The organism is Salinimonas chungwhensis DSM 16280, assembly GCF_000378185.1.
In the GTDB taxonomy this organism is placed as follows: domain Bacteria; phylum Pseudomonadota; class Gammaproteobacteria; order Enterobacterales; family Alteromonadaceae; genus Alteromonas; species Alteromonas chungwhensis.
Genome location: NZ_KB899378.1, coordinates 36,322 through 49,255 on the forward strand (window position 1 = coordinate 36,322; position 12,934 = coordinate 49,255).

10 protein-coding genes are annotated in these 12,934 nt (G+C 46.9%); 3 read left to right on the plus strand and 7 right to left on the minus strand.

All coding sequences use genetic code 11. The annotated features are described in order from the left end of the window. Positions 1-28: 28 nt before the first annotated feature. Complete coding sequence (locus F458_RS0107015) at positions 29-1,357, minus strand: O-antigen ligase family protein (RefSeq protein ID WP_018982687.1); 1,329 nt, start codon at positions 1,355-1,357, stop codon at positions 29-31. Further along, positions 1,341-2,510, minus strand: coding sequence for a glycosyltransferase (locus tag F458_RS0107020; protein WP_018982688.1), 1,170 nt, complete (start codon positions 2,508-2,510; stop codon positions 1,341-1,343). The genes F458_RS0107015 and F458_RS0107020 overlap by 17 nt, the downstream gene beginning before the upstream one ends. A gap of 567 nt (positions 2,511-3,077) precedes the next feature. On the opposite strand from F458_RS0107020, the gene F458_RS0107030 reads away from it, so the two are divergent. Together F458_RS0107030 and F458_RS0107035 are read left to right on the plus strand one after the other, a co-directional pair. Continuing rightward, complete coding sequence (locus F458_RS0107030; protein WP_156824196.1) at positions 3,078-4,580, plus strand: hypothetical protein; 1,503 nt, start codon at positions 3,078-3,080, stop codon at positions 4,578-4,580. Between the two features lies 1 nt (position 4,581). Beyond that, on the plus strand, positions 4,582-4,974 hold the full coding sequence (locus tag F458_RS0107035) for a hypothetical protein (RefSeq protein ID WP_018982691.1): 393 nt from the start codon (positions 4,582-4,584) through the stop codon (positions 4,972-4,974). Positions 4,975-4,994: 20 nt separating this feature from the next. Here the strand turns inward: F458_RS0107035 and F458_RS0107040 are convergent, their stop codons facing one another. From F458_RS0107040 to F458_RS0107055, 4 genes are read right to left on the minus strand one after another with little or no spacing between them, the layout of a single operon-like run. Then, entirely contained in the window at positions 4,995-5,726 is a 732-nt protein-coding gene (locus F458_RS0107040; RefSeq protein WP_018982692.1) for a tyrosine-protein phosphatase, read from the minus strand. 20 nt (positions 5,727-5,746) lie between these two features. Further along, entirely contained in the window at positions 5,747-7,963 is a 2,217-nt protein-coding gene (locus F458_RS0107045; RefSeq protein ID WP_018982693.1) for a GumC family protein, read from the minus strand. 40 nt (positions 7,964-8,003) lie between these two features. After that, a complete protein-coding gene (locus F458_RS0107050; protein ID WP_018982694.1) occupies positions 8,004-8,549 on the minus strand; it encodes a polysaccharide biosynthesis/export family protein in 546 nt (181 codons plus the stop codon). Further along, entirely contained in the window at positions 8,549-9,772 is a 1,224-nt protein-coding gene (locus F458_RS0107055; protein ID WP_018982695.1) for an outer membrane beta-barrel protein, read from the minus strand. Before F458_RS0107055 ends, F458_RS0107050 begins: the two co-directional genes overlap by 1 nt. A 542-nt stretch (positions 9,773-10,314) precedes the next feature. On the opposite strand from F458_RS0107055, the gene F458_RS0107060 reads away from it, so the two are divergent. Continuing rightward, positions 10,315-11,772 carry an undecaprenyl-phosphate glucose phosphotransferase gene (locus F458_RS0107060; RefSeq protein WP_018982696.1) on the plus strand — a complete coding sequence of 486 codons (1,458 nt, stop codon included), beginning with the start codon at positions 10,315-10,317 and terminating at the stop codon, positions 11,770-11,772. Positions 11,773-11,966: 194 nt separating this feature from the next. On the opposite strand, the gene F458_RS0107070 is transcribed toward F458_RS0107060, so the two are convergent. Next, on the minus strand, positions 11,967-12,875 hold the full coding sequence (locus F458_RS0107070; protein ID WP_018982698.1) for a hydrogen peroxide-inducible genes activator: 909 nt from the start codon (positions 12,873-12,875) through the stop codon (positions 11,967-11,969). Positions 12,876-12,934 lie beyond the last annotated feature (59 nt).

The following is a 12,934-nucleotide window of genomic DNA, read 5'->3' on the forward strand; positions in this document are numbered from 1 at the left end:
TTTTCTCCAGTAACAGCTGTATCCACAGCTATTTTTGTAAGCGAATAAATCGGGTGAGGAAGGCAGGTGCATGGCTCTCGCTATCGTTAAGTAACCGCACTGGTGCCAGTGTACTGCCGATCAGAATGGCGTACAGAATGAGTCCTTCAATATTCCACAATGGCATAGTGGCGAAACACATAATCAGAAAGCCCACCATTGAAGAAAACAGCATAAGTGAAAACCGCCGATTTTTTATCCGCAGCGATTGTTTTAAAAATCCGGCTACCGCCAAAAGAAAGCTAAATAATCCCAGCGCACCATACTCGAATAGAAAAGACACATACGTATTGTGTGCGTATTTGGGGAATCGGCCACTCCAGGACTCCGGGCCCCACCCCACCAGTTGATGAATCCAACTACCCTGCCAATAGGTGTAAATGTACTGACTCCAGATGTATACCCGGGCTGAAAAGATATCTTTTTCAGCCTCTGAATAGTACATGGGCGCCTTCATTAGCTCGTCCAGCGAACCGAGAAAAACAAACACATCAGCAAACCGGTCCTGCATCGAATAAGTCAACAGTAAAAATGCCAATCCCATACCAAAAAAGGCGGCGATAAAAAATACAGGCTTATATCTGGAAGCGATTCTGGCCTCCATGGTGTTGAAAGCAAATATTGCAGCAAGAGGCAAAATAGCCAGCACCGAAGTTCGGTAATTCGCTATGACCAGCAAAATACAGCCTAAAGAAAACAGTAAAGTTCGAAAACGAATATACCCGGTAGAGATTAGCCCCACCACCAGCGTAAAACTGGCGATAATCATGGAAAATGCTGCCTCGTGATTATAGCCACCGATATAACTTACCGATCCATCAGATTCAGTCGCCTTGGCTTCACCCAGTAAAATAGACATAATCTGCAAGCCGACCGGGAGAAAAAATGCGACCAGTAATTTTCGCAGAACCTCATCTTTACCCGTGATACGGGTTGCCATAAAAATAGCGCCCGCCACAGTAAGAAAAAACAACCACTTCACCATTACGTTAATCAACCCGCTAAACGTTCCGTTTAACAGGCCACTGACAACAATAATGGCGAAAAATAAATAGAGTAACCCCAGCTTTCTCAGTGTCAGCATGGTGGTAGGGAGCAGTAAAAGGCCTACGGCTGTAATCCCGATAGATGAAAGGGCATTAATAGAAAAACCCGCGACAAGGGGCTCATACGTAATCTGGTGAAATGCAGACAGAAAAAACCGTAGCCACAGCGCCATTACCGCAAACGCCAGATATTTATTACAGCGGCGAGATATAGCGCGATAAACCAGATAACCGCTGACCAGCCCGAAGGCCAGTTTAACCAGCAGGAACATAAGGGGTATCCTGGACAGGCGATGGCAAATTCAGACACTCAATAATTCGCTGTGCAAAAATGGCGTCACTGAAGCTTTTAGCGCGTTCAGCGCTTCGGGCTGCAAAATACTCCAACTTCTCTGGATCGTTGAGATAATCCATCGCTTTGCGCACGGCATCCACGTCATTTACCGGACATAAACACCCGTAGTTTGCCGGCGTAAATGTCGCCGTGTGCGCCGGATACTCGCCGGATAAAATCTCAGCCGGGCCGGATGCACAGTTTGTCGCCACAACGGCTTTACCTAGACACATCGCCTCAACAATAGCGTTTGGAAAACCTTCGGCATTAGAGGTAGATATAAAATATCTGGCTTGTTTCAGATAAGGGTAAGGATTGGATTTAAATCCAAGAAAATGCACCTTGTCTGCAACGCCAAGACGGGCGGCTTGAGCACTGAGTGCCTCCGCCTGATCGCCCTGGCCCAGAATGACCAAATCCTCATCCATATTACTTTGCGCATAGGCGTCAATTAACAAAGCAAAATTTTTATTTTTTACCAGCCGGCCGGTGCCAACGATATAAGCATTTTCTGGCAAATCAGTCACTGGTTCTGCTGCCAGTTGCTGAATTTCTGTCGCATCGTAAGGGTTATAAACCGTCACTGTCTGGGCTGCCGAGACGTTGAAATTTGCGATCAAATCTGCTCTGACTCCCTCGGATACGGCCATCACTTTATGCGCTCTGGGATAGGTAGCCTTAATCATCATTTTGCTGATATTGTCTTTCAGGCCTCCCGGAAAATGACTGCTTGTATTCACTCTTTCGCTGATTACAGACTGATAACCCAACTGATGTGCCAGCACGACATTAAGCATATTACTGCGGGTCAGAAAGCTCATGCACGTATCGGGTTTGATTTTTTCAAGCGCGGTTTTTAACTGGCGATAACCCTGGAGCAAATTACCCGAAGTATTCAAGGTGGTTTTGGTTACATAGTCGGGACAGCGGTGTGACTCTGGAAGGTCGTCCAGTAATAATAAATGTATTGAAATTGCCTGCTGAGTAAAATACGCTTGCATAATGCTCAGCAGTCTGCACATCACCCGTTCGGCGCCGCCGCCTTCCAGCGAGTTGATGATAAAAGCAATACTGCGAGTCTGCTGAGGCATAGCCAAATCCTTGAGAATATCCTTGAGCTAAGAAGCAAAACCTTCCCTGACTATTTTATTGATGGGCATCAGGTGTTTTGTTATAAATGTCGGCGCCTGTAATGCGAAGATTTCAAGGCGGCTTTTCAATAATATATATCGTTAAATGGTAATTACGGTATCGTATTATTGTTTTTTCTATATGAATCATTCATCTTTTGTGCCAATCACACTTATTAATGAGCATTACCTTCTTATTCGTTAGTGTGAATCACTTAAGCCACTGTATTGCTGAGACTATGTCTGTTAAAACTGCTGGTGCCCCCCGCGTTTTGATGCGATGCCACGCTGCGCTATCACAACGTTAGAACGCAAAATTGCTGATAATTTTTTTCGGGCTGTACCAGCTGTACCTTTCCGGCAACAATTACTCTGCGGTGGTACTTTTTTACCCTCTGCCGACAATACAATCAGCTATTATGAGTTTATTGAAGCTCTTAGTGCCTGTTTGGAAGATGCTGACAGAGATTTGCCGGCCTGCAAAAATGCCATGGTTTTGAAATAAAATATGGCTGGATCTTTGCTTAAGTGTTCACTTTTCGAAGCACTTATCAATCGCTCAGGGTATTGCAACCTGCAACGCCGCTGAGCGGTTTCATTGTACCTACTAATGCCGGAGACTTTACCATCAGGGTCATTCCACATCTGTTCGCTGCATCATCACTGCGTATTCCGGGCAGATATTACCTGGTCTTGTTCTTAGCAGTATTACTCTGGTTACCAGTACCACTTGGGGCTGTTTCTGCGTGGGGCTGGCCAGTGCTTAGCGCGGGGGTGCTGCTGATGACCCTGTGTTACATTCGCCAGTTTCCGGTAACAGCCTTACCCGTGCTTTGGCAAAACCGCTATTTACTCATACTGTGGCTTTGTCTGCTGTTGTGGCATCTGGTTTTACTCATTCCTTTACCTGAAAGTGTAATGGACATGGTCCGCCCTCAGCGAACCTTTTTATCACTGAAACAGCATAATCACTGGCTGGCGCTGACTTACAGCACCACCGACACCATAATATCGTTTTTCCGCACGCTCACGTATGGCTGTATGTTTACACTCGCGCTGCTATTATTTCGCACAGCGCATCGACTGAAATTACTTCTCCGATGCCTGCTGGTAGTCGGGCTTTTCGAAATGCTATACGCCTCCCTCCATTTGTTTTCAGGGGCGCCCAAAAGCTTATTTTTAGATATAAAAACCGGGCCCGCCGCCACCGGTACATTGTTAGATGCATTTGCCTACGGTCATCTGTTGCTCATAGCATTATTTGCGGTACTGGCATTGCTGATTATCCGTATTAAACCTTCGGTGACGGGCAATCAGCGTCAACGCATGCGTCGGCTGGTAAATTATTTTTTTGGCAAAAAAACGGTGCTGCGAGTGGCTGCTTTACTGATTTTTGCCGGTCTGGTAATGACAATCCTGCCTGATGTTATATGGGCTACTGTTGTCTCGACGGTACTTTCAGTGATGGCTGCATTTTGTCTGTTTTCACCACGACCACGACGTCTGAGCACTTTCATGATAAGTCTTCTGACGGCCAACATCCTTATGATTTTAGCCGCTTCCTATCTGGCTGAACGCCATCCGCTTCCCTCCTCTGATTTATTTGTAACCCTGGAAGACAAGCAATGGGCACCGATGACACCAGGTCGGTTTGATCATTGGTTACTCGGTAGTGGACCAGGTACGGTGAAAAATACAAATAGAGATGCGCATTTCATACACGTAACAGGCACCCTACCGGCTCAACACACAGCTGTTTTTCAATTTATTCAGGAATATGGTCTGATTGCCAGTCTGCTTTACCTTGGCGTGTTTTTGTATTGTTTTATGAGTGCCTTAAAAGCCATGGCCCACCGCCGACATCTGGTATTTCGCGCTGTCGCATTATGCTGTACGGGGGTATTTACCGGCACAGTCTACCTGGCGGTGGTGAGTACATCGCTTCAAACACCTGTTATAACCGCGTATGTTACTGTGCTGATGGGCGTTTCGCTGGTATCCTTGCAGTGTCGTAAATATCAAAAGGCCTGATGTGTACAGAATTAAACATGATGCAGCGCGTCCCTCTCATCTTGAACGCCTGCTGGCATCAATGCCCCCTGATGTTGCAGACAGTTTTACTGAAGAACAGCTTGATAGTATAAACCGATCACTGACATCTGCTCATTGGCAGCAATGTTCACACTCTCTGGATTTGCGATTTACCTTTAGATTATGGCGCTATCGTTACTATCTGGTGCTGTTGGGCGGGCGTAATCGGCGCGCGCTTTCCCGTCTGCAATACCGGTTAGGCCGTCTGTGGCTGGCGTTGGCGGTAATGGTTTTTATGATGCTGTGTATGCTGCTGGGGTTGACCGGGCTTTATGTCGTCAAGTCCGCGCTGGGTGTTGATTTATTTTCTGCTTTCTCGCTAGGGCTGTGGTAAGCGTGGTTAGTGTCCCACAATCATGTTGCAACACTGTTTGCTGCTACGATCTCTGCGGGGGTTTGCACAAACAACTGTTTGGCTCTTTGCGCTGAATGTAGTACCGACACCCGTTCAAAGGCAGCCCCCATTTCATTCGGCCGACGCAGGGTATCGTGGGTATCGGAAGCCACCACGTCTATCTGATTCTTAATGAGCATTTCTTCAGCAATTTTTTGCACATGATCACCGAAGCGACCAGTGAAGGCCCCGGCTGTCACCTGCAACATGCAACCCTGATTACGTAACCATTGAATCTTTTCCGGCTGCTTCCAGATATCGCGATTGCGCTCGGGGTGCGGAATTAATGGCTGTACCCCCGCGTTTCGGAACCAGCGGAACAACTGATCCAGACCTGCAGGCATATTACTGTGGGGCATCTCAAGCAGTAACACCTGTTGGTTGTTAATCTGGCCCAGAAACGGCAACTTATCGTCTTTAAACCACACGGGCACCATTTCGTTTATACGTATTTCACCGGCCCAGGATAGCGTAAGTGGTATGCCGGCCGCATTGATACTTTCTAATAACGCAGCATAACCCTCGCGGATAATGGCTTTGGTATTATCAAAGGTGCCCCAGTGCATATGTGGTGTACATACCAGATGGGTAACACCACTATCTACGGTCTGACGCGCCATATCCAGCGCCATTTCCATGGTTCTGGCACCGTCATCAATACCCGGAATAATATGGCTGTGCACATCTATCATAAACAGGCCCGCTTCATCGGTTAGTTGGCAGTGTAACCATACTGGTCATAAAATCCGCCATATCGTTCAGACACATCGGAGCGGCGTAAATCTACCTGGTTTAAAACAACACCATCAACCCGGTGCCCTACCTGTAAAAACCGTCCCAATCCATTTTGAATCATTTTTTCACTTGTGCTGTCAGCGCGAACCACGTATATAACTGAATCGCAGGCTTTGGAAACCACCATCGCATCGCTTACCGCCTGGGTTGGCGCTGTATCCACCACTACATATTTGTAGTGTTTCCTCAAGTATGTAATCAGCGCATTGAAGCCTTCACCGGCTAACAGCTCCTGCGGATTTGAAGGAATACTACCGGCACAGATTAAGTCGATTCCTGACTGTTCATCATGCACCAGACATTCATCCAGAGAGTGAGTCTTCATCGTCAGATTTGATAAGCCGGGCTGATAGTTAGGTACGTTAAACCGCTTGCCGATAGAAGGGCGGCGTAAATCGGCATCCACCAGGATCGTTTTATCCAGCTGGCCGAGGGCAAACGCTAAATTTGTGGCAACCGTAGACTTACCTTCCTTGGGTACGCTGGATGTCACCAAAATAGCCTGATTCTCTTTTTCCAGATTGGTCAGCGATAAACTGGTTCGTAAAGTACGCACCGCTTCACTGAACTGATGATACTGATTATCAAAAAATGCCCGAAGCGGCATGGTCGCCTTGCGTTTTTGCGGGATCAGCGGAATGAGCCCAAGCATTCTCTGGCCCAGCTTTTTCTCAACATCCTCCACCGAGCGCACGCCACTGTTTAGCGCCTCAAGTACAAACGCCAGAAAGACGCCAAACCCAAAGCTCACTACAAATGCCGCACCAATCAACAGGCTGCGATTTGGTTTCGACGGGTTGTTGGGCACAACCGCCGGATCCAGGACTCGGGCATTAGCCGACTTAAAACCACCAACTTCACTGGTTTCCTTAAGCCGGGTAAACATAGAACTGTAGAGCTGCTGATTAATATCAACTTCCCGCTGCAACGCGCGACGCTGATTTTCCAGTTTTGAAAGTTTGCGATACTCTGACTTAGCGCCTGTCACCTCGTCCTGAAGATTTACCACACGCTCCTGCGCAGCCCGATATTGCGTTGTGATACTGGAGATCAGGTCACGAATTTGAGTTTGCAACGTACTTCGCACGGAGGTCAGCTCTGCCTGGGCAGCAACCATTTTAGGATGTTTTGGACCAAACACTTTGCTAAGTTCACTCACCCGACTCTGCGCTTCAGCCTGCTGTCGGCGGACACTTTGTATACTGGGATGATTAAGCACCTCCGGCAAACGGGATAAGGCATCAATGTCGGCACCATTACGCTGGGTTTGCTCATAAATAGTTCGATTCTGCTTGAGTGTGGACTGTGCGCTGAGCAACTGATCACTGAGTTCTTCCAGTTCTTCGGCGGCTAAACCAACCACGCCACCGCTTAAATTAACCAACTGATTTTCCTCATAGAAGTCAGTAAGTTTACGCTCTGCATCTTCAAGCTTATCTTTCATACGTTCCATACTTTCAGTCAGAAAGGACGTCGCTTTGGTGGTCATATCCACTTTTGCCTGCAAGTAGTTTTCAACGTACACATCACCCATAGCATTAGCAATGCGGGCCGCCAGCTCCGGCGAGTCACTCACGGCTGTGACCTCAATAATTTGCGTATTGTTAACCAAATTAACGGAAATTGAGCCCATGAGTTTGTTAATCGCTGACTGACGGCGCTTTTGCGCCTGCTGCGTTTGAGTCAGTGCTTTTTTCTCTTGCTCGGGGATAAATGTCAGTTTTGACTTTATCCACTTTTTGACATCTTTGATAAGGGAAAAGTTATCGGTAGATTTGGGCATAAATACCGGATCGTTAGATAAATCCAATTCATCGACTGCCCGAGCTGCAACCTGCCGTGACTGAATAATTTCATACTGCGTCTGCATATAGTCTTTGCGCGTAGTATCAGATTTGTACACTTCCTCAATCGACATCAGGTTAGCCGGTTGCGATTCAATCAGCAGGCTGGCTGTGGCCGAATAAACGGGGGTCATCTTCATAACGATTAATGCCACAAGAATTGTGGACAACACCGCAAGAACGATGATGCGACCAGCGTAACGTCTGAACACCTGCCAATAATGGGCAAAATCGATGGTTTCATCATCGAGGATATTAGCCTGAAGCTGATCCCTCATTTTACTGGACATAGATTTTCCTTCGAAATCTGAGTAAAACGGACACGTCTCTTTAAAAGAAACGCTGTGGTACGGTAATAATATCGCCGGGCTGAATAAGGTGGCCGACATCAACTTCAATAGCGCGTTGCTCTTTGCCCATCTGCCGTATAATCTGAATATCTGAGCGCGAAGCGCGTTCGGTATACCCTCCTGCCAGCGCTGCCGCTTTGTTCACTGACAAACCGGGCTGATAGGGATAACCGCCGGGATCTTTAACTTCCCCGTCAATGAAGAACGGTCGGTATTCTACAATAGACACAGCGATTGAAGGGTTAACCAAATAATCGCCTTCAAGGCCGTCGTAAACCAGACTTTCAACCTGTGAAAGTGTCAGGCCCACCAACTTAAGTTCGCCGAGGAACGGATAATTTATTTTCCCGACATCAGGAATGCGGGTTTCCATCGATAAATCGCTCTGACCAAACACCTTTATCAGTATTTTATCGCCTACCCCAAGCCTATACTGGCTCATATTCACATTGCCCTGCTGGGCAGCTGCATTAAAAACAAACAGCATGAGCACCGCTGCAAGCACATACTTCAGGCTTTTCTTCATTACAGGGTTACCTTCGCTGACAGTCCAATTACGTCCCGATCGTAATCTATAGTGTCGCGGTTGCTATCTCGTTCATTTATTTGATAAAAAATACCTAACTGCAACCAACGTCGAAAATTGTAATCAGCACCCAACGTTACTTTGGTGGTTTCATCCTGACGCTGCGTGCCAGCCTGGCCTTCAAAATCATCGGTGGCATAGGCTATTCGAGCAGTGGTGGTGAACCGCTCTACCCAGGCGTGTTTCCAGCTCACACTATAGTCCCGGCTGCGAATATAGTCAGCATCGCTGTTTGTTTCGCGGGTATCCGCACTGGTTTCAACTTTTACTTCAGAATAAGATACCGGCTGATAGGCCATGCCGACTTCCCACGCTACACCGGAAAAATCGTCCCGGCCAACTGAATCAAATTTTTTCTGTTTGTACCCAACCTTCGCAAAGCTTCGGGTATAATCGTTAGTTTGCCACGTCAGGCCGGCAAGGATGCTATTCTCGTCGGAATCCAGAGAGTTCAGCGGGTTTTGCGTTTCATCGTAAGTAATTTCCTGGCGATTGGCATCAACCACCAGGTTGGTGCTCGGTGCCACCCGATAGTAAAACGCCGCGCCATAACGGAAGTATTCTCGATCCCGAAACCGCAAAAAAGCACTGTCGCGGAATTCCAACACCTCCGACCTGTCATCATAATTCATTACTTCGTAACCGCCTGATAGTGCTATTCGCCCCGTCGAGGAAACATTGCCGTACGAGAGGGTGCCATCAATATTTGCATTCCTGAAGGTGTCGGGTTCCGCTAATGCATTGCCAAAACCGTTAGAGTAGACACGCCCGCGATCATCATGGCCATCCACAAAATTGGCCCTGGCTGTGAATTTACTGCGCTCGGAAAATACAAAGTCTCCATCAGCGTGCAGGTAATGGTCGGTATAGTTGTCGGCTGAACTGGAAAAGTATTCGCCACGCTCCAGTCGGTAGCCCAGCTCAACCTCATTGCCGCTAATCTCGGTGACTGCGCGAATCTGTGGCGAAACCACGCCAACCCAACTGGTAATCGCTGCGTCTTCATCGCTTGCGTAGGCCACATTATCAATGTGTAAAAAATCGGTATCCAGAACAGGAATAAGATCAACACTGCCCATGCCGATACGACCTGCGTTCTGTGCCTGGCTTGCGCCAGCGACCATAAAACACAGCGCCATCGCGCCTGAAGTTTGCTTTATCATGTTCTCTCCATTAATAAGTTGGCGATCACTAAAGTTAATGCTGCCTGCTTTGTCATTAGAATCGGGAAGTAGTGAACTGTCACAACAGAATTAGCCGTTAACGGTAAGCTCCATAGCTGTGACGTTGCTAAACGAGCACCTTCCAAAAGGCATATAGACCTTCGCCATAAGGAACGGGATTCAATCAACATCTTGTGGCGTGAGCACAAGCTAAATCTATGCCAGGTATTCAAACGTGATAATAAAGCGCCCTGGATGGACAAAATAAAGATGGAAAGCAACGATAGCGTTCATTGATTAGTCGCCGCTCTGTCTGGCTATTGGTAATGATTAACCCTCGGCAGAAGAAAAATAATGTAGTAATAAAATTACACAATCGCTTAATCCTGCCTCTAAATCATTGAATTAGCGCCGTTCAAAAAGTGGAACAATTTGTGCTTAATAGAATCTAGTATTCAGATTTTTATTATCTTAAAAAGCATGTGTGAATTCGGTGGAGCCTTCGTTTTTCCTGATTTACCACTTACTGGAGTGAATGAGTTATGAAATTCAATCTACTGCAAAGTCAGGCGCTAAATAGCAACAGTTCTTCCAGAGACGAAAGAAGAAGTGGTATTACAGGTCACTATCAGAGCAGCTTTTCAACACTGTACAGACTTATCGATCTGTCGCTGATTACCGTCTGTTTTTATGCGGCAATTTTCTACTATGATTTGACGGTTACCACCACAGGCATGATTTTGCTGTTCATCAACGTTGTATCTTTCCAGATGGCAGCCGAGGCGTGTGATTTGTATCGTTCCTGGCGCAGTAGCCGTACCAGCTCCATGCTCAAGAGCGCCACGGGTACCTGGCTGCTGAGTTTTGTCGTCACGCTGACTCTGGGTTTCCTGTTTTCCCATAGTGTAACTCTGTCGCCCTCAATGGTTATGTTCTGGTTTGCCACATCGTTTGTAGCGTTAACTGTCTGGCGGGTAATCATGCGACAGCTTTTATTCAGAGTTCGACGCAGTGGAATGAATAGCCGGTCTGCGATTATTGTCGGTGCTACGCAGGTGGGTTATGATATGGCCGAACAGATGGCTCAAAATGAGCACTTAGGTATTCAGTTCAAGGGAATGTATGATGATCGCCCTTCAGACAGGCTTACCGCCGAGCAGCGCCACGATATAAAAGGCACTATTGATGATGCCATTGAAATGGCGCGTCTTCACCAGGTCGACTATATCTATATCGCACTACCTACTGCGGCAGAAGATAGAATTAGAAATATTCTGGAAAAATGCAGTGATACCACTGCTAATGTTTACCTTATCCCCAACTTCTTTATGTATTCACTGCTTAATTCGCGCTGGCAGACAGTTGGCAACGTTCAGGCACTGAGCATTTACGACACGCCGTTTCAGGGTGCCAGTGATGTCTTTAAACGTATTGAAGATGTGGTCGTCAGTAGTATTATTCTGACCTTTCTGGCAATTCCAATGTTATGTATAGCGGCGGCTGTGAAACTTTCTTCTCCCGGCCCTGCCATTTTTAAACAAAAGCGTTATGGTCTGGATGGTAAAGAGATCAAAGTCTACAAATTTCGATCTATGAGCACTCAGGATAACGGTACGGAAGTCAGACAGGCAACAAAGAATGACCCCCGGGTTACGCCTCTTGGCGCATTTTTAAGAAAAACGTCACTGGATGAATTGCCTCAGTTCATTAATGTTCTACAGGGACGAATGTCCATCGTAGGGCCACGACCTCATGCGGTGGCGCACAACGAGCAGTATCGAAAACTAATAACCGGCTATATGTTGCGGCACAAAATTCGACCGGGGATAACGGGCTGGGCGCAGGTCAACGGGCTGCGAGGTGAAACTGAAACCGTTAATAAGATGGCTAAGCGGGTAGAGTTTGATTTGGAATATATGCATCGCTGGTCTGTTTGGTTTGATCTGAAAATAATCATCAAAACTGTGCTCGGCGGCTTTTCCGGGAATAATGTTTACTGAGACTAAACAAAGCCCGCACTTAGCGGGCTTTTTTATACCAGAACTTATCAGCCATCGCTGTAATTTTTGCCAAAAATTCTGACAAACTGATTTTCAACTAAGTCAGCGTACCAACCTGTACCTTCCGGTAATATTTTTTGTAGAAAAATAACAACAAACACAAGCGTTATTTATCCATTGTAAAGGTGCTTATGTTACTTAAGTGTCGGTTGCGGTAACAGAGGTGCCAGTATTTCCCCAATGCGACGAAATAATCGCATTCTGGTAGTGCCCGATCGCCAGACCAGACCAATTTCCCGGAATGCATCTTCTTCTGCCGGCAATGCTGTCAGCTCTGTATTTTTTAAAATATCCTGATTAATGGCCAGCTCAGGTATGAAGGTATAACCGAGACGACTGTTGGCAAGCTGTACTAATGTATACAGGCTACTGGCAGCCAGGCTGCTCACCTGCTCGCGATGCTGGAGGCCACAGGCGCTGACGGCATGTCCCGTCATACAATGCTCCTGCTGCAAAAGGAATATGCTTTTTTTAGGGAGTGACGAAATATCCAATGGATCCGGAAGCGCATCAGTGAGCTCTCTATGCGCCACCAGGTGAAAGGGATCGTGACCCAATATCATTTGCTTGCAGCCGGGCGTTTCCATCGGTAATGCCAGCACCAGCAAATCCAGTTCGCCGTCCTTAAGCTGCTCTAGCAAATTGTCCGTGGTATCTTCTTGTAACTCGAGGGATATATCCGGCAAAAACGCATTAAACGCGCCGATAAGGCCTTCAAACAAAAACGGGGCGATAGTAGGAATCACCCCAAGTTTTAGCTTGCCACTTTGCCAGTTACCGGCATTTTGCGCATACTCAACTAACTCACCTGCTTCCTGCAGGATAAGCTTGCTGCGCTCAACCACATCCAGGCCTAACGATGTAAAAACGAAGGTTTTGTGTTCACGCTCTAATAACTGAGAGCCAAAGTGTTCTTCCAGATTCTGGATTGCTGTACTGAGCGTTGACTGACTGACGTTACACCGGTGCGCTGCACGGTGAAAATGCTGTTCCTGATGCAGTGTCACCAGGTAGTGCAAATGCTTTAAATTAGGCCACTTCATAAATCGTCTTTTAGATTAAGAATCCTTTTTTCAATCTAGCATAAGTATCATCGCAAGGT

Excerpts from the sequence above, each read along its gene's own strand:
- F458_RS0107015 (WP_018982687.1), bottom strand. The coding sequence starts at position 1,357 with ATGTTCCTGCTGGTTAAACTGGCCTTCGGGCTGGTCAGCGGTTATCTG.
- F458_RS0107020 (WP_018982688.1), bottom strand. The coding sequence starts at position 2,510 with ATGCCTCAGCAGACTCGCAGTATTGCTTTTATCATCAACTCGCTGGAA.
- F458_RS0107040 (WP_018982692.1), bottom strand. The coding sequence starts at position 5,726 with ATGATAGATGTGCACAGCCATATTATTCCGGGTATTGATGACGGTGCC.
- F458_RS0107045 (WP_018982693.1), bottom strand. The coding sequence starts at position 7,963 with ATGTCCAGTAAAATGAGGGATCAGCTTCAGGCTAATATCCTCGATGAT.
- F458_RS0107050 (WP_018982694.1), bottom strand. The coding sequence starts at position 8,549 with ATGAAGAAAAGCCTGAAGTATGTGCTTGCAGCGGTGCTCATGCTGTTT.
- F458_RS0107055 (WP_018982695.1), bottom strand. The coding sequence starts at position 9,772 with ATGATAAAGCAAACTTCAGGCGCGATGGCGCTGTGTTTTATGGTCGCT.
- F458_RS0107060 (WP_018982696.1), top strand. The coding sequence starts at position 10,315 with ATGAAATTCAATCTACTGCAAAGTCAGGCGCTAAATAGCAACAGTTCT.
- F458_RS0107070 (WP_018982698.1), bottom strand. The coding sequence starts at position 12,875 with ATGAAGTGGCCTAATTTAAAGCATTTGCACTACCTGGTGACACTGCAT.